The following is a 22,324-nucleotide window of genomic DNA, read 5'->3' on the forward strand; positions in this document are numbered from 1 at the left end:
ATGACCGCCGCAGCTCCTCCCCGTGAACGGGGCCCCGCGATCCCGGATCCGGCTCCCGCGCCGAGAGGCGCGCGCCGAGGCTCGGCCAGGCGCCCCGGCCAGCTCGGCTGGCTGTTCAGCGTTCCCGCACTGATCATCGGCCTCCTCTTCACGGTTGGCCCGCTGATCATCATCGTGATGTTCTCGTTCATGTCGCGTCCGGCGCAGGGCGGCGGCGTGATCTACGACTTCACGCTCGACCCCTACGTGAGCTTCCTGTTCCAGACCGACTTCGTCGGGAACACCACCTTCGATCCCCGCTACCTCACGGTGTTCGGCGATTCGCTCTGGCAGGCGCTGGTCACGACGATCGTCTGCCTGGTCCTGTCCTTCCCGCTCGCGCTGTGGATGGCCACGCGCACCGAGAAGCTGCAGAACTTCCTCGTGCTCATCGTGACGATCCCGTTCTGGACGAACCTCCTCGTCCGCACCTACGCGTGGATGCTCATCCTGAACGACAACGGCATCATCAACAACGCCTCGAAGGCCCTCGGTTTCGGGAAGCTCGAGATGCTGTACACGCCGTTCGCCTCGCAGCTCGGCCTGATCTACACCTTCCTCCCCTTCATGGTGCTGCCGATCTACTCGGCCCTCGCCGGATTCGATTTCCGCTTGGCGGAGGCGGCCTACGACCTCGGGGCGAAGAAGATGACCGTGCTCCGGCGCGTGATCCTGCCGATCGCGACCCCCGGCATCATCTCGGGCGTGCTGCTCGTGTTCATGCCGGCGTTCGGCTCCTACGTGCAGCCCGTGCTGCTGGGCGGCGGCAAGGTGCTCCTCATCGGTAACCTCATCGCCTCGCAGTTCGGCGACGCCCGCAACTGGCCGTTCGGCGCTGCACTCTCGGTGATCATCCTGATCATGCTCATGATCGCGCTCATGGCGATCGCGCTGTACTCGCGCAAGTCCGGCCGAAAGGTGGAGATCGCACTATGACCGACGTCATCCGCACCCACGCACCATCGGGCAACCGGGCGAAGAGCCGTCGCCCGAGCAGAGCCCTCCGCCTGCGCGACTTCCCCGGGGTCGCCCCGATCTCGATCATCGCGCTCGTGTTCCTGTACATCCCGATCGTGATCACCACGATCTACGCGTTCAACGACGGCGACTCGGCGCTCGTGTGGAAGGGATTCAGCGTCCGCTGGTTCGCCGAGGTCGCCCAGAATCAGAACCTCGTCAGCGCGGTGATGGTGTCGCTCCAGATCGCGATCGTCGCGACGGCGGCATCGACGGTGTTCTCGATCCTGTTCGCCCTCTCCGTCGAACGGCTGAGGGCGCGCGGCAGCGCGATCGCGACCGCCATCCTCTCGGCTCCGCTCGTCATCCCCGAGATCGTCCTCGCGGTCGCGACGCTCGGCTTCATCCGGCTCATCGGGCTGCAGCCCGGCATGCTCGCGCTGATCCTCGCTCACACGTCCTTCTGCATCCCGTTCGCGCTGATGCCGATCAGGGCGCGCCTCAAGGGCCTCGGAACCACCTACTTCGAGGCGGCGACCGACCTCGGGGCGAGCAACTGGCAGATGTTCCGCCGGGTGACCCTCCCCCTGCTCACCCCCGGCATCATCTCCGGCGCGATCCTCGCGTTCGTGATCTCGCTCGACGACTTCATCATTTCCAACTTCCTGTCGTCCGCGGGATCGACCCCGCTGCCCGTATTCCTCTTTAGCCTGATCCGACGCGGTGCGAGCCCCGCGGTCAACGTCGTCGCGACGATGCTGCTCGTCCTCGCCATAGTCGTCACCACCATCACATTCCTGCAGTCACAACGAAGGAGCAAGCAGAATGACTAGTCGATTCACGAGGGGCCGCATCGCCGCGGCCCTCGCACTCACCGCGGTCGGGGCGCTCACCCTGACCTCCTGCGGAGGCGGCGTTTCCGACGCCGGAGGAGGCGAGACCAAGAAGGCCGACACGAAGTTCGTCGAGGCGACGAGCGGCGAGGTGAACCTGTACACCTGGAGCGACTACTACCCGGACGAACTCGTCAAGAAGTTCAAGAAGGACACCGGCATCACGCTCAACGTCGACTACTACGACAGCAACGAGAGCCTCGAAGCGAAGCTCCGCGCCTCCGACGGGGCCGGCTACGACGTCGTCGTCCCGAGCGACTACATGGTGCAGATCCTCGCGAAGGACGGCCTGCTCATGGAGTTCGACTCGCAGAGCCTGCCGAACGGCAAGAACATCGAGCCCGAGTTCATGGACGTCTACTTCGACAAGGACCGCAAGTTCTCGACGCCCTACCTCTACGGAACCACCTCGTTCGCGTACGACACCAATGTCATCAAGGAGGACCTCACCTCCTGGAACGACTACTTCAACCCGCCCGCCTCCGCTGGCAAGGTCGGCACCATGAACGACCAGGTCGAGGTCGTGAACGCGGCGCTGCGCGCAACGGGCGGCGACTTCTGCACGACCGATGGCAAGCAGCTCCAGGGCGCCCAGGACCTGCTCACCCAGTTCAAGGGCAAGGTCGGCACGATCAACAGCGACGGCATCCTCGAGCGACTCGCGAACGGCGAGCAGACCATGGCGATGATCTGGAACGGCGCAGCCTTCCGTGCGGCCAAGGATCGTCCCTCGCTGAAGTACGTCTACCCGAAGGAGGGCATCGCGCTCTGGCAGGACAACTTCACGATCCCGAAGGGCGCGAAGAACGTCGACCAGGCGAAGACCTTCCTCAACTGGATGCTCGAGCCGGAGAATATGGCCGTCGCCGTGAACTTCCAGGCCTACGGCTCCGGCGTCAAGGGCACCAACGAGCTCATGAACGACGACCTCAAGAAGAGCCCGGCGATCGTGATCCCCGAGGGCTACGATCTCGCGAAGCCCGTGCAGCCCTGCAACAACGAGGAACTCACCAACTACACGAAGATCTTCGAGTCCTTCAAGGGCTAGTCGATCTCCTCGACCCGCGGGGGCGTTCCGGCTTCGGCCGGGGCGCCCCCGCGGCGTCTCGCCAGCGCCGAGCCGGCAACGCCAGCGAACAGGCCGATCGCACCGATCGCGAGCCAGGCACCTGCGAACCAGGCGCCCAGTGCGAGCGCCGGCGTGGCGCCCTCGACGAGCGGCACCGTCCCCACGACGGAGCCCGCGGCGAAGGGCTCGATGCGATCGATGTCGTGCCCGTCGGGCGCGACGATCGCGCTCGTTCCGACCGTGCTGATGTTCACGAGCGCGCGGCCCGTCTCGACGCCGCGCAGCCGCGCGATCGCCAGCTGCTGCACGTTTTCGTCGGTACGCCCGAAATCCGCGTTGTTCGTCTGCGCGAAGATCACCTGGGCTCCGTCCTCCACGGTGCGCACGGCCTGATCGTCGAAGATGATGTCGAAGCAGATCGCGAGACCCGCACGGATCGCGCCGTTCGCTGCGGGAACATCGAACACCGGCGGCCGCGTGCCGTGACGGTACTCGAGCTGCACGAGGTCCACGAGATCGGGGACGATCGCGTGGAAGAACGGCCGGTTCGGCATGTACTCCGCGAAGGGAACCGGGAAGCGCTTGTCGTAGCGCACCGGCGCCTCGCCCTCGCCCGTCCAGACGAGCGCGCTGTTCGTGTAGGTGCCATCGGGATCACGCAGCACTGATCCGACGACGATCGGGGCGTCTGCCCGGCGCGCGAGATCCTCGACGCGCAGGCCGCCCATCACGTTGTCGCGCAGATCGAACTCCGCGCTGTTCTCCGGCCACACGATGACGTCGACGGACTCTCCGGAGGCTTCGAGCCGGTCCAGCAGCTGGCTCGTCGCGTCGAGGTGGTCCTTGAGCACGGAGCCGTTCTCGCGGTCGTCGAAGATGCCGGACTTCGAGTTGCCCTGCACCGCCGCGACCGTGATCGATCCGGTCTGCGGAAGCCCGGCCGCCGGGACGATCGCGAGCAGGGCGAGCATCGCTGCGCCGACGCCGAGCGCCGGGAGCAACCGCCGAATCCGCGAGCGATCGCGTGGCTGATCAGGCGCCGAGGCGAACGGATCGGGAACCGCCGTCGCGGCGATCGCCGCGACCGGGATCGCGCACGCCAGCACGATGAGCCCGCCGAGCCCGGCGAACCCCAGCCAGGACACCGCCTGCAGGAGCGGTCCATCGGCCTGCGTGTGCACGATCCGCCCCCAGGCGAACCCGCCGTACGGCCAGGAACCCTGCGCCTCCTCGCGCGCGATCCACAGCCCAGCAACCGTGAGTGCCTGCGCCGCGATCAGGAGCACCGGGCGGGCGCGAAGGCCGCCGATGCGAGCGAGTCCCCGCGTCGCCAGTGCCGCCGCGACGCCGAAGAGCACGTACCAGGCCGTCATCACGGACGTCAGGCCGAGCCAGGGAATCGGGCCGAGATACAGGGTGAGCCAGTTGATGTGCGGGCCCCAGAACAGTGCGCCTGCGAGCAGGCCGGCGAGCGAGGCGACCGCCGCACGCTGCTGCCAGACGGCGGCGACGATCAGAAACACCCCGAGGAACGCGAGCGGCCACCAGGACAGGTCAGGGCTCGCGAGGTCGAGGCACTTTCCCCCGATCCCCGCGAGAATCGCCGCCGCCCACCAGCTCAGGCGAGGCGGAAAGCCCTGCCGCCGCACCACCGCGCCGTTGCGGACGCGAGCGAGCGGGCCGCCCCCCGGCCCGCCCGAAACCAACGCGATCACGAAGAGCTCGCGTCTTCCACGATCCCGCGGCGCACCGAGCGCTTCGCCTCGCGCGCCCGCTTGGCGAGCGCTCCGAGGCGATCCTCGTCGAGGCCGGCCCCCGCGCCAGACTCGCAGGCCTGCGCGATCTGATCCAGCAGGTCGATGGTCTGCTTCGTCCAGCGCACGAAGTCTCCAGCCCCGATCCCCGCCGACTCGAGGACCTTCTCGAACGGCACCCCCGACGCCCACGCGTGCATCGTCGCCGCGAGCCCCGCGTGCGGCATCTCGCCGCGCGGCAGGCGGTGCGCCTCGGCGAGGTCGTCGAGGCGGATCCAGGTATCGAGCATGCGGTCGTACGCCGCGGCGAAGATCCTGCCGCCCGGCAGGCGCGGATCGCCGTCGTCGTCGCGGCGCGGCTCGTAGCTGAGCGCGCAGCACATCGCCGCGAGTCCCTCAGCGTCGAGCCCCCCGAACACGTCGGAGCGGAGGCACTCCGCCACGAGCAGATCCCGCTCGCCGTAGATCCTGCGCAGGATCTCCCCCCACTCCGTGACCTCGAGATCGCGGCCGTCGCGGCGCAGGTAGTCGAGGTCGACGAGCACCTCGACGACGTGGTCGAAGGTGCGGGCGATCGTCCCCGTGCGCGAGGCGATCTGGCGGCGACCACGCTCCACGCGCCTGCGCAGCTTCCTGGCCCGGTCCTCCCAGCGCTTCTTGTCCGCGCCGGAGGCCCGCCTGGCCGCGGCGTCATACCCCGCAAGCGACTCCTGCTCGGCGCGGAGCTCCCTGGCCTGGTCCACGACGTCGCGATCAGCCTGGAACTGGGCGAACGAGAGTTCGAGGGTCTCCCGCGCGCGATCGAAGCTCATGCGCTGCAGGAGGTTCACCGCCATGTTCGCGGTCGGACGGAAACTCGAGCGGACCGGGAACGAGCGCGCCCCGGCCAGGTGGGCGAGGGCCTCGAGGTCGACGTCATCGTTCCACACGACCACCGCGTGGCCCTCGACGTCGATGCCGCGGCGTCCCGCGCGGCCCGTGAGCTGGGTGTACTCCCCCGAGGTCAGGGGCACCCGCTCCTCGCCGTTGTACTTGTCGAGCCGCTCGATCACCACGGCACGCGCCGGCATATTAATTCCGAGCGCGAGGGTCTCCGTCGCGAAGACGAGCTTCACGAGGCGCCGCTGGAACAGCTGCTCCACCACCGCTTTGAACGCCGGCAGCAGGCCGGCGTGGTGCGCGGCGATGCCGCGTTCCAGCCCGGCCATCCACTCGCGGACGCCGAGCACGCGCTGCTCCGCGTCGCTCATCCCCGCGATGACGGCGTGGGCGGCCGCCCGGATCTGCTGCCGCTCCTCGCGATTCGTGAGGGAGACACCCTCGTACAAGCACTGCCGGACTGCCTGATCGCAGCCGTTCCTGCTGAAAATGAAGACGATCGCGGGAAGAAGTCTGGTCTCGTCGAGCGCGCGGGCGATGTCGGCGCGGGACACTCGCTTCGTGCGCCGCTGCGGGGCACGACCCCGCGAGCGCTGGCGCCGATCCCGATCCGATCCGCGGCCGAATCCCCCGCCGCTCGCGATTCGCCGCAGCTCGGGATTCAGCCGCCCGCCAGCGGCGAGCTCCCCGTCGCGCCCCACGTACAGCGGCATCATCTCGCGGCTCGTGAGCACGTGCTGGTACAGGGGAACCGGGCGGTGCTCCGACATGATCACGTCGGTGTCGCCGCGGACCGCGTGCATCCAGTCGCCGAACTCCTCCGTGTTCGACACGGTGGCCGAGAGCGCCACGAGACGGACCGTGTCCGGAAGGTGCAGGATGATCTCCTCCCAGACGGCCCCGCGGAAGCGGTCGCCAAGGTAGTGCACCTCGTCGAGGACGACGAACGCGAGATCGTCGAGCGCGCTCGACTCCGCGTAGATCATGTTCCGCAGCACCTCGGTCGTCATGACGACGATGGGGGCGTCCCCGCGAATGTTGACGTCGCCCGTGAGCAGACCGACCTCGTCCTCGCCGTATGCGGCGCACAGCTCGCGGAACTTCTGGTTCGACAGGGCCTTGATCGGCGCGGTGTAGAAGATCCTCGCGTCGCGCTCGCGGCGCGCGAGGTAGACGGCGAACTCGGCCACCGTCGTCTTCCCCGATCCCGTCGGGGCGGCCACGAGCACGCTCCGCCCCTCTTCGAGCCGCTCGCACGCGGTTTTCTGGAAGGAATCGAGCGGATAGTCGAGGCGCGCCTCGAACGCTTCGAGCGCGGTGGTCATCTCGCGGTACTAGCCTTTCGCCTTGGTCGGGGACGCCGGGTCGGAGCTGTCATCGAGGTCGTACTCGTCGAGCTCGGCTGCGCGCCGCTTGTCGACCCGCCGATCGTGCAGGAGCGCGACCCCCGCCGCGGCGAAGTACAGCACCACCATGGGGGCCGCCAGCAGGAACATGCTCGTCAGGTCGGCCGCCGGCGTTGCGATCGCCGCGAACAGGACGATCACGAGCAGGGCGATCCGCCAGCTCTTCAGAATCGAAGCGCCACGGAGCACCCCGATGAAGTTCAGCATCACGAGCAGCACCGGCATCACGAAGCCGACGCCGACCGCAAGAAGGAGCTTGATCGCGAAGTCGAGATAGGTCCGCGCCTGCAGATAGAACGCGTCCTCGGAGGGCTGGAAGGTGGAGAGCAGGCGCACGATGTTCGGCAGCACGAGCCAGCCGGCGAAGGCGCCGCCCAGGAACAGCGGCACCGAAGCACCGATAAACGCGACGCCGAACAGCTTCTCCCGCTTCGTGAGCCCCGGCGCGAGGAAGGCCCACACCTGGTAGAGCCACACCGGCGAGGCGATCAGCACCGCGATGAACAGCGAGATCTGCACCTTCGTGTCGAAACCGCCGGAGATATCGCCGTAGGTGATGATCGCGTCGCGGCCCTCGAGCTTGAGATCCATGATCGGGCGGCGCAGCATGTCCCACACCCAGGTGGAGAGATACCAGCCGGCCACGACGGCCACCAGGATCGCGGCGACCGAGATGAGCAGGCGCTTGCGGAACTCGACGAGGTGCTCCCCGAGGCTCATCCGCCCATCGGGATTGCGCTTGCGACGCCCCTTCATTGCCATTGGTTCAGCTTATCCCAGCGCGCTGACGCGCAGGCCGCGGAAATGCCCGTCATCGCGCTCACTCGCCGTACGCGGCGAGGCCGCGCTCGGCCCAGTCACGCACGGCGCTCCGCGCGGACTCGGGCTCCTCGACGACCACGAGACCGGGTGCCGCCTGGATCAGTGCGATCGCTGCCGCGCGGTGCCACGCCGTGATCCTGACACGGATCCACCCCTCCCCGGCTTCGCCGAGCAGCTCGGGCGCGAATGCCCCAAGGCGGGGCAGCGCGCGCTCGGCGACCACGGCGACCAGCGCGGGGATCGGATCCGAGAGCGCGGTGTCCGGGAGGGCCGCGCGCGCGGTCGCCGCGTCGGACAGCTCACGCAGCGCGGAAATCTGTTCGACACGGAACGTGCGCTCGGCCCGCCGATCGAGGCAGAAGGCCCGGAGATACCAGGCGCCCTCCCCCTGTTGCAGGGCGAGCGGCTCGACGCGCCGGGAGCTCGGCACGCCCGCCGCGTCGCGGTACTCGAAGGCGAGCGCGACCCGGTGATCGATCGCCGCGAGAATCGCCGGGATGCGCTCGTCCTGGCGATCCGCGGTGATGGAGACTGCCATGGCCTCCTCCCCGCCGAGCGCCGCCGCGAGCCGCGCGGACAGCTCGCGCGCGAGCGAGGCATCCTCCTCACCGAGGACCGGGATCAGGGCGTTCAGACCAGCGACGATCGCCGCCGTCTCGGCGGGGGCGAAGCGGGGGGCCTCGTCGACGGCGACGGTCCTTGTGAGCCAGACCTCGTCGGATCCCTCGAGGAGGTCCCAGTCGATGTCGAAGAGGTCCTCGTCCTGGTAGCTCATCGTCTCGCCGGGGACCCCGGCCGTGCCGAGGAACCGGACGAGGTCCCTGATCAGCTTCGGGGTGACGGAGAACCGTTCCGCGAGGTCGGACACCGCGACGGGAGCGTCGGAGTCACGGAGGTAGGCGACGAGCGACAGCAGCAGCAGCACCCGATCCGGGGCGATCACGCTCTTATGCACGGTGTCCTCCCCCGTGATCGGCGAGTACGGCTCGCAGCCCGGCAACCACCAGGTCCCGCAGTTCGGCCGGCGAGATCACCGAGACCTCGGCGCCGTAGCCCACGAGTTCATCGGCCAGGATGTGCCAGTCGAGCAGCCCGAGCTCCAGGTCGACCCGCGCGGGATCCTCCGCGACCGGGGTCACCGCGTCAGCCCGTGACGCGAGCCTCGACTCGGCGAGGCCGCCGCGCCGCACCCGCAGCTGCGCGCGCCGCTCGGTGCGCAGCGCGATGAGCTCGGCAAGCGCGTGCTCCGTGCGCTCCCTGAGCTCGGGGTCGAAGCGCTCGTTCCCCACGCGCACCGGCCCGGAAATGCGCGAGAGCAGGAAGGTTCGCTCGGCGGACCGTTCGAGATCCCAGGAGATCAGGTGCCAGCGGCCGTCGAGCCGGTGCAGCCGGAGCGGGGCAACGTGCCGCTGCAGGGCGCTCTCGCGGCCGGGCAGCGCATAGGCGAAGCGGACCGTCCGCCCCTCGTCGATCGCGCGCTGCAGCGGAGCGGCCGCGGGTTCCGCGGTTCCGAGGCTCGGCGCGACACCGAGGTGCTGCAGTTCGAGCCCCGCGCCGAGGGCCTCCAGCTTCATCGCCGCGCGACGGGACTCCGCGCTGAGACTCCCCTCGCGCCACGCGAACGCCGCGAGCCGGAGCAGCACGAGCTCCCGCTCAGAGAACTGCAGTTCAGGCGGAAATTCGAGACGATCCTTCGCGATCCGGTAGCGGGTGAGCTGATTGTTCCCCGGTTCGAGCGGCGAGTCGAGCGTGTCGATCTGGATCCCGAGCGCGCGCAGCTGATCCTTGTCGCGCTCGAACTGCCGGTCGAGTGCCGCACTCGGTTCGCCCGGCACGTACCGGTCGGCGTAGCCGTACACCGAGGAGAGGAGCTCGCGCTTCGTCAGCCCCTCGGGGCTCACCACGAGGGCGAGCACGAGGCTGAAGACGCGCTGCTCGCTCGGAACGGAGGAGCGGCCCGCCATGTCCCTCCCTAGTTGACGCCGAGGATGTCGATCACCGAGACGCTGGGCTTGCCGCCCTGGGGGTCGTCGATAACGACCACCTGCGAGCCGACCTTCTTGCCGGTGAGCTCGGTGCGGTAGGTGAAGCCGGACTGGCTGATCTGCTGCTCGTTTCCGAGGCCGGCGATGCCCGTATCCCAGGTGTTGTTCGTGATCTGGTGGTCCCAGCCCACCGTGAGCACCTGGGCGATCACGTTGTCGGTGGCCTTGACCTCTGCCCCGTCGCCCTGGATGCGGACCGCGGAGCTGGATCCGGCCGGCTTGTCGGTCGGGGGCAGCACGACGCCGGGACGCCCGTCCTCGTTCGTGACGACGGCGGGATATCCGTTGGGCAGCCCCTTGACCGGGCCCTGCGAGGCGAGCGGGCGGGCCTCGACGATGTCGATCACCCCGACGAGGCTCGACCCCATGGTCCCGCCGAGCTGCTGCATGATCCCGGCGCTGTCCTGCGGGGAGAGCGCGGCAACGACGCGATCACCGGGGCGCGTGCACTCAACGGCCTTGCTGAGCGGGTTCTCCTGCTCCTTCGAGAGCATCAGGAACTCGGGCGCCTGGCCGGGATTGTTGAACGCGGGGCTCGCGTAGAGCTTCTTGCTCGTGGCCGCGTCGAAGAAGACCATGTTCACCGAGACGAGCGTCTGATCAACGGCCATTCGCTCGCGCTTCTGGGTTCCCGTTCCGGTCTTGCCGACGACGGTGCGCTGCGTCGTGTCGATCTTCACGTCCTTCGGAATCGACACCTCCGGCTTCGAACCGAACTCGCCGAGCACGGTCGTTCCGTCGCTGAGCGACCCCGCCGAGTAGGCGGGCGTGCAATCGGCCTGAGCCGCCTGCTGCGCGCTGCAGCCGGTCAGCCCGGCGATCAGCAGCGTGGCCGCTGCGGTTGCGGGGACGAATCGACGAAGCATGTGCACCTCTCGCGGGAGTCTGTGGGACCCGGCCATCCTATCGAATGCCGGCTCGGGATCCGGTCAGTCGGCGGAGCCGGTGTCGGGGGCAGCGGCGTCTCCCGATCCGGGATCCACGCCGCGCTCGCGGGCGAACTTCTGCGCCTCGCGCACCTTCTTGCGCAGGACCTTGTCGCTCTTGCCGCGCTCGCCGACGACCTCGGGGGTCCACACCTCACCGCTCTCCGGCCCCTCGGGGGCGAGATCGGGCAGCCACGTTCCGAGATCCTCGTCGGTGAACTCGCCCTTCGACGCGCGGCGCTTGAGCTCGGGCATGACCGTGCCGTCCGCCAGCCGGCGGGCCGTGATCAGGAAGCCCGTGTGCGCGACCATCCGGTGATCGGGTCGGACGGCGAGGCCCTCGACGTGCCACCCGCGCACCATGGTCTCGTTGGACTCGGGGTGCGTGAACCGGCCGCTGCGACGGATCTGCTCCGCCGTGCGGGACAGCTGAGTGACCGTCGCGACGTAGCAGATGAGGACGCCTCCCGGCATCAGCGCGTCGGCTGCGACGTCGACGCACTCCCACGGTGCGAGCATGTCGAGCACGACACGGTCGATCGTGCCGGCCTCGCAGACCGCCGGGAGGGTCTCCTGAAGATCGCCGACCGTGACGGTCCAGTTCTCCGGAAGGCTCCCCGCGAACGCCGCGACGTTCCCGCGCGCGACGTCGGCGAATTCCTCACGGCGTTCGAAGGAGAAGAGTTCGCCGCTCGCGCCGACTCCGCGGAGCAGGTGCAGCGAGAGCGCGCCCGAGCCGACGCCGGCCTCGACCACGCGAGCCCCAGGGAAGATGTCCGCGAGGGAGAGGATCTGAGCGGCGTCCTTCGGGTAGACGATCGCCGCTCCGCGCGGCATCGACATGACGAAGTCGGAGAGCAGCGGGCGCAGCGCGAGATACTCCTCCCCGCTGCTGTTCTGCACGACCGAGCCGTCCGGGAGACCGACGAGGTCCGCGTGCGGAATGATGCCGCGGTGGCTGTGGAATTCTCCCCCCGGAACGAGCGTGATCGTGTTGAGGCGCCCCTTCGGCCCCGTGAGCTTCACGCGATCGCCGTAGCCGAGCGGCCCCCGGATCGCGGGTGCCGCGAGCGGCTGTTCCTCGTTCAGTTCACCGTTGCCGCTCACTGTTCGTCCTTCTCTTCGTCTGCTCGGATGCGCGCGAAGCGCTCCGAAATCGTATCGGCGTCGACGCCGGCGAGCGTCGGGAGGATCAGGTGCGCCGCGGAATCACCGAGGTCCACGAGGCAGGGAATCCCGATCGCCACCGCGCCGGCCGCGCGCGCAGAGGCGAGCCCCGTCGGCGAGTCCTCGAGCGCGACGCAGCGAGCGGGATCGACGCCGATCAGCGCCGCACCGCGCTGATACGGATCGGGATGGGGCTTCTCGTGGGCGACCTCGTCGCCGCCGATGATCCCCTGGAACAGGCCCTCAGGGAGCAGCCCGACGACCTCGTCCGCGATCGCCCGCGTGGCCATCGTGACGAGGGCGGTCGGGATTCCCGCGTCGCGCAGCGACACCAGGAGTTCGACGGCTCCCGGGCGCCAGTCCGGACCCGAGTCGCGCAGCCCGAGGATCACGCTGTCGCGCCACTCGGCGATGATCTCGTCGACCGACAGCGCCACGCCGAGCTCCTGGAAGTGCGCTGCGGCGGCGCGCAGGCCGGAGCCCACGAGACGGTCCGAGAGCTCTGGAGTGAGCTCGATCCCGTAGCGGGCGAGCATCCGCTCCTCGGCGGCCAGCCACAGGGGCTCGGAATCGATCAGGGTGCCGTCCATATCCCACAGAACGGCTGCGGGTTCGTGCGGTCGCAGAACAGGGCTTGGGGGGTTCGCGCTCATCCAGATCATTCTAGCGATCTCGACGGGTATCCTGGAGGGTACGCCCGCGCGAGATCCGCCGGGTTCTCGACCCGAGGAGCACCGCTTCGTGACCGATCAGACTTCCCAGCCCCGCGTCCTCATCGTGGCGTTCCAGGGCTGGAGCGATGCGGGCGATGCGACGACGGAGGTGCTGCAGCATCTCGGGACGCTGCTCGGGGCCGAGGTGCTGCACGCGATCGGCTCGGAGGGCTACGTCGACTTCCAGGTGCACCGGCCGAAGGTGCTGTTCGACGAGGACGGCAACCGTGCGATCGAGTGGCCGGACACGCGCCTGTACGGGGTGGTTCGCAGGCCCGGTGAGGCGGCGGAGGCCGCCGAGACCGAGACCGAGACCGAGACCGAGACCGAGGCCGAGGCCGGGACCCAGGCTGGCCCCGCGGCCGAGGCGGACACGGCGGACCCCGCGGGCACGGCGGACCCCGCGGCCGAAGCCGCCGGCCCTGCACACGAGCGCGCAGCGGCCGCAGACGCGCCCCTCCCCACTGCGGTCGAACCGTCAGACCGCCGCGAGCCCTCGGAAAGTTCCCGAGTGAATTCTGAGCTCGAACTCGTCGACACCCTCGATGACCACCCGCCCCTCGACCGCTCCACCAATGACCCGAATGCAGAGCTCATCAGGCGAATCGACGGCACGCCCGTGACCGACCTGTTTCTGCTCGCGGGCGTGGAGCCGGCGCGGGACTGGCAGAACTTTGCCGACGAGATCGTCGAGCTCGTCGACACGTGGGCCATCGACTCGGTCATCATTCTGGGCGCCATGTACTCGGACGCCCCGCACTCCAGGCCCATCGTCACGACGATCTCCTCGGAGAGCGCAGACCTCCGCGCGCTCACCGGCGCTCAGCGCAGCGACTACGAGGGCCCAGCGGGTATCGCGACGGTGGTCGACCTCGCGCTCACCGAGGCCGGAATGCCCCCGGTCTCGCTCTGGGCGCAGGTCCCCCACTACGTGCACAGCACGCCCTCCCCGAAGGCGACGCTCGCGCTGCTCGACAAGCTCGAAGAGCTCCTCGACATCGTGATCCCGCGCGGCGACCTGTTCGCCCAGGCGAACGAGTGGGAGTCGAACATCAACCGGATCGCGGCCGCGGACGACGACATGACGCGGTATATCCGACGCCTCGAGGAGTCCCGTGACGAGGCGCTTGCGGCCGAGGCGACGGGCGATGCGCTCGCCCTCGAGTTCGAGAAGTTCCTCGAGTCGGGTGCGCGCCGCGAGCACCCCGCCGCACGCCCCGACGAGGGCGACACCGATCTGGACGACGGCGATGCGCCCGACGGATCGGGCACGGAACCGGCCTAGAGCTTCACCCCGAGCAGGGCGAGCGCGGCGTCACGCACCAGCTCCGGATCGTCGACGCCGCGATCGAGCGCGACATCGAGCGCCGCGAGCATCACGGGCGTGTCGAGGTCGTTGGCGAGAGCGGACCGCAGCTGCTGCAGCACGCCGAGCGCCGGGACCGGATCCTCGGACACGCGCTCCAGTCCGGCCCGCCAGGCTTCGAGCCGCCGGGTGGCCATCTCGAGGTCCGCGTCGTTCCACTCCCACTCCGAGCGGTAGTGGTGCGCGAGCAAGCCGAGGCGGATCGCCGAGGGGTCAGCGCCGGAATCGAGAAGCTTCGACACGAACACCAGATTGCCGCGGGACTTGGACATCTTGTGGCCCTGGTAGGCGACGAGGCCTGCGTGGCAGTAGGCGTGCGCGAGCGGGGTGCCGGAGAGCGCGGTCGCGTGCGCGGCCGTGAACTCGTGGTGCGGGAAGATGAGGTCGGTGCCGCCGCCCTGCACGGTGAATGCGCCGCCGAGCGCGCGCGTCGCGATCACCGAGCACTCGATGTGCCAGCCCGGACGCCCGCGGCCCACGCGGCTGTCCCAGCTCGGCTCCCCCGCCCTGACAGCGCGCCAGAGCAGCGGATCGAGCGGGTCGCGTTTGCCGGGGCGATCCGGGTCGCCGCCGCGTTCCGCGCTGAGCTCGCGCATGAGGGCGCGATCGTAGGGCGCGACGTCTCCGAGGCGCCACTGCGACTCGGCCGAGGCCGCGTTGACGTCGAAGTAGATGTCGTCGCCCTCGGCGTCCTCCGTGGGGACCCGATAGCCGTAGCCCTTCTCGACCAGGCCGTGAACCGCCATCGCAATGGGTTCGATGCACTCCGTGACCGCGATGTAGTGCTCCGGCGGGATCATTCCCATGCGGTGCATATCGGAGCGGAACAGGCCGATCTGGTCCTCCGCGAGGTCACGCCAATCGACTCCCGTCGCGTTGGCCCGCTCGAGGAGCGGGTCGTCGACGTCCGTGATGTTCTGCGCGTAGACGGTCTCGATACCGGCGTCGCGCCAGGCGCGCTGCATGAGGTCGAACGCGAGGTAGGTGAACGCGTGACCGAGGTGCGTCGCGTCGTACGGGGTGATGCCGCAGACGTAGAGTCGCGCGCGCCCGTCGAGGATCGCCGGATGCTCGAGCCGCTCCGTCGCGGTGTTGAACAGCTTCGGCGCCGCGCCAACACCGGGTAGTTCGGGGATTTGAGGAGGCGTCCAGGTCCTCACAGTCCACCTCCGGTGACGGCTGCGGTGCCGCCCGCGGCGACGGCCCCGCCGTCCGCCGTGAGCACACCCGTTGCGAGCAGGATGATCACGACCACGCCGAGGAGCACCCGGTAGATCACGAACGGCATGAAGCTGCCCCGCGAGATGTAGCGCATGAACAGGCCGATGACGAGCAGGGCGACGAAGAATGCGACGACCGTGGCGAGCAGGGTCAGCCCCATGGGTGTCGAGTGCGTCGGCTCCTTCAGCGCCTTGTAGAGCTGGAAGAACCCGGATCCGAGCACCGCGGGGATCGCGAGCAGGAACGAGTAGCGCGCTGCGGCCTCGCGCTTGTATCCCATGAGGAGGCCGGCCGTGATCGTGCCGCCGGAGCGGGAGACACCGGGGATCAGCGCCATCGCCTGCGCGAAGCCGTAGATGAGGCCGTGCTTCCAGGTGAGGCTCTCGAGCGGGCGCACGTTCTTGCCGACGCGATCGGCGATGCCGAGGAGGATGCCGAACACGATGAGGCTGATCGCGACGTACCAGAGCGAGCGCAGGGTCGTCTCGATCTGCTTCTGGAAGAGCAGGCCGAGGATCACGATCGGGATCGTGCCCAGGATGATCCACCAGCCCATCAGGGCATCCGGATCCTTGCGGTCGACCTTTCCGGTGAGGGAACGGAACCACTGGCCGATGATCCGAACGATGTCTCGCCAGAAGAAGACGATGACGGCGGCCTCCGTGCCGATCTGGGTGATCGCCGTGAATGCGGCGCCCGCATCGCCGATTCCGAGCAGTTCGCTGGCGATGCGGAGGTGCGCGCTCGACGAGATCGGGAGAAACTCGGTGAGTCCCTGGATGATGCCGAGGAAGATCGACTCGAAGATTCCCATGGATTCCTTTCCTGGCCGTGTTCCCGCTCTCGCGTGCAGCGGATCGGGATGTTTTGCCGGTTCGGCATGCGCGGGCCGCCGTCAAGGATAGCCGACGGCATGCTGAACGGCGCGTCTCCCGGTGCGAACGGCATGGCGCGCGGATGGTTCAGGCGTCGCCGCGACCCGCTCCCCACGCGCACGCGTCGGCAATCGATGCGGCGTCCTGCTCCTCGCCCGCGCTGGGGCGCGAGTCCTGGCAGCGCCGCCTCAGCCGCCTAGTACGTGCGGAGCAGGTCCACGAGGACGCGATGACCGAAATCGAGGGCGTCGAGCGGCACGCGCTCGTCGACTCCGTGGAACATTCCGGGGAAATCCAGGTCAGCTGGCAGGCGGAGCGGAGCGAATCCGTAGCCGACGATACCGAGCAGGGAGAGCGACTTATTGTCGGTGCCACCCGAGAGCAGGTACGGCAGCACGTGCGCCTCGGGATCCTCGCGGCGCAGGCTGGCCTGCATCGCGTCGACGAGCTCGCCGCTGAAGGGGACCTCGAGCCCGATATCGGAGTGCACGATCTCCACCTCGATGTCATCTCCGACGATCCCGCGCACGATATCGAGGACGCTCCCCTGCTCGTCGGGGAGCGCGCGCACGTCGACGAGCGCCTCCGCGGTGTCCGGGATGACGTTGTGCTTGTAGCCCGCGCTGAGCACCGTCGGGTTGCTCGTGTTGCGCAGGCTCGCGTGGATGAACCCACCGCCCTTTCCGAGGCGCATGACGATGTCCTCGGGGCCGACATCGTGGGTGCTCACGCCGAGAATGCCAGCGAGCTCGTCGATGAGCTGCTGGGTGGTTGCGCACAGCCGGAGCGGCCACTCGTGGCGGCCGAGCGCGGCGACCGCCTCCGCGAGCCGGGTGATCGCGTTATCGTGCCACACCCGCGAGCCGTGCGCGGCGGTTCCGCGGGCCCGCAGCCGGATCCAGTCGAGCGACTTCTCCCCCGTCTGCACGAGGTAGGCGCGCGTGCCCTCGACATCGATCGAGTACCCGCCGACCTCGCTGATCGCCGTACCGGCTCCCGCGAACAGCTCGGGATGGTGCTCGACGAGGTAGTGGGCGCCGTAGACGCCACCGTTCTCCTCGTCGGCGAAGAACGCGAGGATGACATCGCGCTTGGGCTTCTCCCCGGCGCGGAGGATCTCCGCGATCGCGGTCAGGATCATGGCGTCCATGTCCTTCATGTCGACCGCGCCGCGTCCCCACAGCATCCCGTCCTTGATGACGCCAGCGAACGGGTCCACCGACCAATTGGCGGGGTCCGCCGGGACGACGTCGAGGTGCCCGTGGAGGACGAGAGCGGGCAGCTCGGGGTTCTCCCCCGTCACCCGCGCGACGACGCTCGCGCGGCCGGGAGCCGACTCGATGATCCGCGGGACCAGGCCGAGCTCTGTGAGGAAGGCGGCGACGTAGTCCGCGGCGGGCCGCTCGGGTTCCGCATCGCCCTCGCCACGATTGCTCGTGTCGATTCTGATCAGGTCGCGCGCAATGCGGACGGTCTCGGACAGCTCGTGCTCGGGAATGTCGCTGCTCATGGCTCCAGGGTATCCGGTGCCGCAGACCGGCGACGGAAGATTGCGTCGCGTGGAGCCGGCGGGGTGCCGCCTCCGGCGTCCGGCACGCCTCGTGGCCCGCGCCCAATCTGCTATTCGCCCTCGGCGTCCTGCTGGATGAGCTGGATCAGGTTGCCGCAGGTGTCGTCGAGGACGGCGACCGCGATCGGCCCCATCCGCTGCGGCTCCGAAACGAAGCGCACACCGAGTGCGCTCAACCGCTCGAATTCGGCCTGGAGGTCGGTCACGGCGAACTGGGTGGCGGGGATCCCGGACGCGACGAGGGCCTCCGTGAACGGGCGCACCGCGGGGTGCCCGTTCGGTTCGAGCAGGAGTTCGACGCCCTCGGGGTCCTCGCGCGACACGACCGTCAGCCAGCGATCCTCGCCGACCGGAACGTCCGCCTTCACGACGAAGCCGAGTTTTTCTGTGTAGAACTCCCTCGCCCGTGCCTGGTCCTCGACAAAAATGCTCGCCCAGCCGATGCGCATGTCGCGTCTCCCGTCGGTCTCGTCGTGTGAGACCCCCAGCCTAAGGTCCGCTCTCGCGTTCGCGCGACTCCTGTTCTCTGCCCTCATCGGGATGCAGGATCCTGGCGGTGGTCCGGCCGAGCTCAAGCACGCCGTCGTCCTGCATTCGGCGGAGCTCGCGGAGTAGCGCTTTCGCGTTCGCGCCGACGTAGTCCGCCCATTCGCGTCGCGAGAACGGGAGCACGACCCGGCCGTCCGCCGCGGCGGGGAGCGTCGCGAGCGACATGAGGATCCTCCGTCGCAGTCGCGGTTCGACGAGGAGCGTGAGCCGCTCGCTGAGGTGCATGAGTTTCTTGGACATCTCCTGGACCAGATTGGCGTGGAGGCGTGCGGCGTAGGGGTCCGAGGAGGCGCGCAGCCGCTCCCGGTGCAGGAGCAGCAGGCGCGTCTTCACGACCGCGTCGATTTCAACGGTCGATTCGTTCTGGCTGATCACGATCGCCTCCGCGAACGAGTCCCCCACGCCGAAGCGCTCGATGATCTGGAGATTGTCTCCCCTCGGCAGGGTCGCCTGCACGGTGCCCGCGATGATGATCGGGAAGAACGACAGGCGCTCCCCGACACGCACGATCGCCTGCCCGTGACCGTACGCCTGTTCGATGGCCCGCACCGACGCCAGGAGGCGCTCGTGCTCCTCCCTCGGGATGCCGGCGAATACCGGGGAGTTCGCGGTGGCGCGTCCCCAGTCGCGGGCGCTCACGTCTTCTCCGCTTCCTCGGGGCCCCGCGGCTCCCAGCCGTCGCCGGCCGACAGCCGGAGCGTGCGGGCGCCCAGCAGTTCGGCGTCCTGTTCGCCATGACTCGCGGCGAGGACGGTGCGCCCCCGCGACCGCTCCCGCAGGTAGCGCGCGACGACCTCTTTGGTCCCGGGGTCCAGCCCGGTGAATGGTTCGTCCAGGAGCAACAGGTGGCCGGGATAGTGCATCGCGCACGCGAGCGACACCCGACGACGCATTCCCCCTGACAGCTGCCGGACCGGCCGATCAAGGCCGTGATCGGGAAGAATCTCGGCCAGATCGCGGCGGATCGCGCTGCGCGAGATCCGCCTGTCGGGGTGCACGAAGGCCACGTTCTCAACCGCGGTCAGCGCCTCGCAGAGCCGATCCTCCTGGAAGAGCATGGCGGTGTCGCCGGGTCGCGCACCGCTGATCGTGCCCGTATCGGGTCGCTCGAGCCCGGCGATGATGCGCAGCAGCGTCGTCTTCCCGGCTCCGGACATCGCGCGCAGGCACCCGATCTCACCGACTTCCAGGTCCAGGTCGACGTCACGCAACACCTCGTTCAGTCCGAACCGCTTCGAGACGCCGCGGACGCTGAGCGCGGTCGGGCGGCTCACGCGCGACTCCCGAGGAGGGAGCCGTAGGGGCGCGCGAGACCGTCGAGCGCGAGCAGCACCAGCCGTTCGAACAGCACACTCAGCAGCATGACCACGACCGTCCAGGCGAAGAGCGTCGGCGTATCCAGAAAAGTTTTCGCGGTGAACATCTCCTTGCCGATCGATCCCGCCGTCGTCGCGAAGACCTCGGCCATGATCCCAGCGCGCCAGCTCATCCCCACGCCGACCTTGCACGCGCTCGTGAGGAAGGGCAGGAACGCGGGCCGGGCGAGATACCAGAACTGCCGAAGGGCCGGGACCCGGAACACCCGCGCGCGTTCGAGTTGCCCGCGGGGGATGGCGTCGAGGCCGGCCAGCATGCTCGTGTACACGAGGGGAATCACGATGAGGAATGCGAGCCAGGAGGTGAACGCCTGCCCGCCGAACCAGATGAGAAGCATGACGATGAAGGAGACCACGGGGATTGACTTCACGACGGCGACGAGCGGGGCGATCAGGTCCTGGAACCAGAGCTGCCGGTGCGCGATCGCTGCGAGGATTGCGCCCCCGATCACGGCCGCGAAGAACCCCGCGGCGATCCGCCCGAGCGATGACCCGACGATGCCCCAGAACTCGGGCCGCACCACCTGTGTTGCGAGCGCCTGGAGCGTCCGGACCGGTCCGGCGAGGAGCAGTCCGTTGTGGATCAGGCGATCCGCGAGCTCCCAGATGAGGAGCCAGAGCACCGCGCTCGCCGCAGTGCGGAGCCGCCGAGCGCGGCTGCTCATCGCCTGCGCACGGTTGCCGGAGCCCCGGTGGGGAGCGATTGGAGTTCGGTCTCGAGCGAGCCGATCGGCGGCATGTAATAGAAGTCCCGGGCGGGCAGGGCGCCGCCCACGGCCGCGGGCTGCTGGGCGTGAATCGCTGCGAGGAACCCGGAGAGCGCCTCGTGCATTACGGTTCCGGTGAGGTTGACGATGCTGCAGAACGGGATTGCCCGCTCGGCGACCTCGTTGTTGAGGAAGGTTCCGAGCTCCTCCTGCACCGCTGCCGCCTCCGGGACGTGTTCGAGCGTGTAGTCGACGGAGTTTCCCGCCCGCTGCAGATATTCGACGACCGCGGATTCGTGCTGTTCGAGAAACTTCCGGTTGACCAGGGTGTGCGTGGTCACGGCTCGGGATCCGGTGGTGTTGGTGGGCATTTCGTCCCAGAGCTTCGTGAGGTCGATCGGGACGCGTAGTTGGTTCACCATCGTGTGGGCGAGTTCGACGAACGGCTGGGGAATGATGGCGATGGCATTGGCCTCGCTCTGCAGGAGGTTGAGGACCTCGAAGGGCGTCGACCGGTAGGCGACGTTGACGTTCCCGGTCAGGCCGTAGCCCTCGAGAATGGTTGCGATCGTGTACTCGGGTGTGCCGCCCTGCCCGATCGAGTACACGGTGCGCCCGCGGAGGTCCGCGAGCTCGTTGACGGCGGAGTCCGTGGTCACGGCGTACAGGATTCCGAGGTTCCCGACATTGATGACTTCCACTTCGGTCTCGAGGTCGGTGTTGGCGTGGAGGACTGCGCCGAGGTTGGAGGGCAGGGTGACGATGTCGAACTGGTTCTGGTTGAACTGCGCAGCGAGCGCGGCGTAGTCGACGCCGGTGACCTGGAAGTCGAAGGAGTGGTGGGTCTTCTTGGCGCGTGCGTCGAGGAGGAATCGGTTGAGTCCCATCGCCGGCGGTCCGAGGATCAAGCCCACGCGGACGGTCGTCGGTTCTGCCGTGCCCATGAGGGCGCGTTCGAGCTGCCGCGGGGGCTCGTCTCCCTGCCCGGTTCCGGTTGCCTGGTCTCGGCCACTATCCGGCGCGGCGCACGCGGCAAGGGTGCCGGCTGCGGCGAGCGCACCGGCGAGGCCGATGAACCGGCGCCGCCCGATGGTCGTGCGTCCCTGGCGGTGCCACTGGGCTCCGTTGACGGCCCGGTCCGCGGAAGTCATCGGGGCTTTTCTGCGACGATGCCGACCGCGGTCAGGGCTTTCTGGTGCTCGTGGAAGGTGCGTCGCATTCCGAGGACGCGTGAGCGCTCCTCAGGCATGCTCATCAGGTTCCTGGCGAAGCGCAGCGCCCCGCTGATCCCCTCGTCCGCGATGATGCGACGCGGCTGGAGGAGTCGCATCGGGGCGAAGCGGGTGTCTTCTCGCACGGTGAAGCCGGCGCGGGTGAGAAGCGCCCGCCATTCTTCGCTCGTCAGGGGGCGTGCGTTCACCTTGATCGATTTGGCGAGCGCCCGCTGGATTTCCTGTTTGGTCGCGTCGTCGAGCCCGTCCGGGGTGAGGCCGAGCTCGTGGATCACGTATCGCCCGCCGGGCTTGAGGATGCGGAACGCCTCGGTCATCATCTCGAGTTTCGCGCGGTCGGATTGCATCGTGAGCATCGCTTCGCCGAAGACGATGTCGGCGCTGGCGTCGGGGAGCCCGGTGTTCGCGGCGTCCGCCTGCGTCACGGTTCCCGCGCCACCCAGCCGCCGATTGGTGTGTTCCACGGCGGCGGGGTCGGTGTCGATCCCCCGGTAGCTTCGCGGGCCCCGTCGAATAATCTCCTGGGCGGTGCGACCGAGTCCGGGCGCGAGTTCCACGATGTCGGAGTCGGTGATCATTGCGGCGTCGAGCATTCGCTCAGTGAGTTCCCGGCCTCCAGGTCGGAGCACCCGTTTGCCGAGGCGTGCGAGGAGCCAGTGCCCGGCCATGGTCGCGATCGGGCGCTCTTGCTCCGGGAGCGGTGCTGCGGTGTTCACGTGCGGTGTGTTCCTCTCTGGACGTTTGGGGTGAGCCGTTGC

At 68.8% G+C, this 22,324-nt stretch carries 21 protein-coding genes; 4 read left to right on the top strand and 17 right to left on the bottom strand.

Translation table 11 applies throughout. The features are described from left to right. Genes JD292_RS04840 through JD292_RS04850 form a run of 3 tightly spaced genes read left to right on the top strand, consistent with a single transcriptional unit; the run spans position 1 to position 2,937 of the window. Positions 1 to 975, top strand: a complete 975-nt coding sequence (locus JD292_RS04840; protein ID WP_200131618.1) for an ABC transporter permease — start codon at positions 1 to 3, stop codon at positions 973 to 975. Then, positions 972 to 1,829, top strand: coding sequence for an ABC transporter permease (locus JD292_RS04845; RefSeq protein ID WP_200131619.1), 858 nt, complete (start codon positions 972 to 974; stop codon positions 1,827 to 1,829). The genes JD292_RS04840 and JD292_RS04845 overlap by 4 nt, the downstream gene beginning before the upstream one ends. Beyond that, positions 1,822 to 2,937, top strand: a complete 1,116-nt coding sequence (locus JD292_RS04850) for an extracellular solute-binding protein (RefSeq protein ID WP_200131620.1) — start codon at positions 1,822 to 1,824, stop codon at positions 2,935 to 2,937. Before JD292_RS04845 ends, JD292_RS04850 begins: the two co-directional genes overlap by 8 nt. Here JD292_RS04850 and lnt read toward each other — a convergent pair. The 8 genes from lnt to JD292_RS04890 all read right to left on the bottom strand — a co-directional run bounded on the left by lnt (position 2,934) and on the right by JD292_RS04890 (position 12,610). Beyond that, entirely contained in the window at positions 2,934 to 4,673 is a 1,740-nt protein-coding gene (gene lnt / locus JD292_RS04855) for an apolipoprotein N-acyltransferase (protein ID WP_369411152.1), read from the bottom strand. The genes JD292_RS04850 and lnt overlap by 4 nt on opposite strands. After that, positions 4,670 to 6,916 (bottom strand): DEAD/DEAH box helicase, encoded by a 2,247-nt coding sequence (locus JD292_RS04860; protein WP_200131621.1) that lies wholly within the window; start codon positions 6,914 to 6,916, stop codon positions 4,670 to 4,672. Before JD292_RS04860 ends, lnt begins: the two co-directional genes overlap by 4 nt. Positions 6,917 to 6,925: 9 nt before the next feature. Next, entirely contained in the window at positions 6,926 to 7,759 is an 834-nt protein-coding gene (tatC, locus tag JD292_RS04865; RefSeq protein WP_200131622.1) for a twin-arginine translocase subunit TatC, read from the bottom strand. Positions 7,760 to 7,817: 58 nt separating this feature from the next. Further along, positions 7,818 to 8,774, bottom strand: a complete 957-nt coding sequence (locus JD292_RS04870; protein WP_200131623.1) for a helix-turn-helix transcriptional regulator — start codon at positions 8,772 to 8,774, stop codon at positions 7,818 to 7,820. After that, positions 8,767 to 9,783: a helix-turn-helix transcriptional regulator gene (locus JD292_RS04875; RefSeq protein ID WP_200131624.1), complete on the bottom strand. Its 1,017-nt coding sequence runs from the start codon at positions 9,781 to 9,783 to the stop codon at positions 8,767 to 8,769. The genes JD292_RS04870 and JD292_RS04875 overlap by 8 nt, the downstream gene beginning before the upstream one ends. An 8-nt stretch (positions 9,784 to 9,791) precedes the next feature. Next, positions 9,792 to 10,730: a peptidylprolyl isomerase gene (locus JD292_RS04880; protein ID WP_200131625.1), complete on the bottom strand. Its 939-nt coding sequence runs from the start codon at positions 10,728 to 10,730 to the stop codon at positions 9,792 to 9,794. Positions 10,731 to 10,793: 63 nt separating this feature from the next. Further along, positions 10,794 to 11,897, bottom strand: a complete 1,104-nt coding sequence (locus JD292_RS04885; protein ID WP_439649264.1) for a tRNA (adenine-N1)-methyltransferase — start codon at positions 11,895 to 11,897, stop codon at positions 10,794 to 10,796. Next, the gene (locus JD292_RS04890) at positions 11,894 to 12,610 is read right to left on the bottom strand and encodes an HAD family hydrolase (protein ID WP_233613564.1); all 717 of its coding nucleotides are present in this window, start codon (positions 12,608 to 12,610) and stop codon (positions 11,894 to 11,896) included. The genes JD292_RS04885 and JD292_RS04890 overlap by 4 nt, the downstream gene beginning before the upstream one ends. An 88-nt stretch (positions 12,611 to 12,698) precedes the next feature. Here JD292_RS04890 and JD292_RS12120 point away from each other — a divergent pair, with 88 nt between their 5' ends. After that, positions 12,699 to 13,955 (top strand): PAC2 family protein, encoded by a 1,257-nt coding sequence (locus JD292_RS12120; RefSeq protein WP_369411153.1) that lies wholly within the window; start codon positions 12,699 to 12,701, stop codon positions 13,953 to 13,955. On the opposite strand, the gene mshC is transcribed toward JD292_RS12120, so the two are convergent. The 9 genes from mshC to JD292_RS04945 form a co-directional block, all read right to left on the bottom strand. Beyond that, positions 13,952 to 15,196, bottom strand: coding sequence for a cysteine--1-D-myo-inosityl 2-amino-2-deoxy-alpha-D-glucopyranoside ligase (gene mshC, locus JD292_RS04905; protein WP_200131626.1), 1,245 nt, complete (start codon positions 15,194 to 15,196; stop codon positions 13,952 to 13,954). The genes JD292_RS12120 and mshC overlap by 4 nt on opposite strands. Further along, positions 15,193 to 16,071 (bottom strand): undecaprenyl-diphosphate phosphatase, encoded by an 879-nt coding sequence (locus JD292_RS04910; protein WP_200131627.1) that lies wholly within the window; start codon positions 16,069 to 16,071, stop codon positions 15,193 to 15,195. Before JD292_RS04910 ends, mshC begins: the two co-directional genes overlap by 4 nt. Before the next feature lie 257 nt (positions 16,072 to 16,328). Next, positions 16,329 to 17,642: a M20/M25/M40 family metallo-hydrolase gene (locus JD292_RS04915; protein WP_200131628.1), complete on the bottom strand. Its 1,314-nt coding sequence runs from the start codon at positions 17,640 to 17,642 to the stop codon at positions 16,329 to 16,331. Between the two features lie 110 nt (positions 17,643 to 17,752). Next, positions 17,753 to 18,151, bottom strand: a complete 399-nt coding sequence (locus JD292_RS04920) for a VOC family protein (protein WP_200131629.1) — start codon at positions 18,149 to 18,151, stop codon at positions 17,753 to 17,755. A gap of 40 nt (positions 18,152 to 18,191) precedes the next feature. Further along, positions 18,192 to 18,890: a Crp/Fnr family transcriptional regulator gene (locus JD292_RS04925; RefSeq protein WP_200131630.1), complete on the bottom strand. Its 699-nt coding sequence runs from the start codon at positions 18,888 to 18,890 to the stop codon at positions 18,192 to 18,194. Then, the gene (locus JD292_RS04930) at positions 18,887 to 19,525 is read right to left on the bottom strand and encodes an ABC transporter ATP-binding protein (RefSeq protein ID WP_200131631.1); all 639 of its coding nucleotides are present in this window, start codon (positions 19,523 to 19,525) and stop codon (positions 18,887 to 18,889) included. Before JD292_RS04930 ends, JD292_RS04925 begins: the two co-directional genes overlap by 4 nt. Next, complete coding sequence (locus tag JD292_RS04935; RefSeq protein WP_200131632.1) at positions 19,522 to 20,292, bottom strand: ABC transporter permease; 771 nt, start codon at positions 20,290 to 20,292, stop codon at positions 19,522 to 19,524. The genes JD292_RS04930 and JD292_RS04935 overlap by 4 nt, the downstream gene beginning before the upstream one ends. Continuing rightward, a complete protein-coding gene (locus JD292_RS04940; RefSeq protein ID WP_200131633.1) occupies positions 20,289 to 21,485 on the bottom strand; it encodes an ABC transporter substrate-binding protein in 1,197 nt (398 codons plus the stop codon). The genes JD292_RS04935 and JD292_RS04940 overlap by 4 nt, the downstream gene beginning before the upstream one ends. Then, on the bottom strand, positions 21,482 to 22,282 hold the full coding sequence (locus JD292_RS04945; RefSeq protein ID WP_369411154.1) for a class I SAM-dependent methyltransferase: 801 nt from the start codon (positions 22,280 to 22,282) through the stop codon (positions 21,482 to 21,484). The genes JD292_RS04940 and JD292_RS04945 overlap by 4 nt, the downstream gene beginning before the upstream one ends. Positions 22,283 to 22,324 lie beyond the last annotated feature (42 nt).

Source organism: Leucobacter edaphi (assembly GCF_016522535.1).
GTDB classification, from domain to species: domain Bacteria; phylum Actinomycetota; class Actinomycetes; order Actinomycetales; family Microbacteriaceae; genus Leucobacter; species Leucobacter edaphi.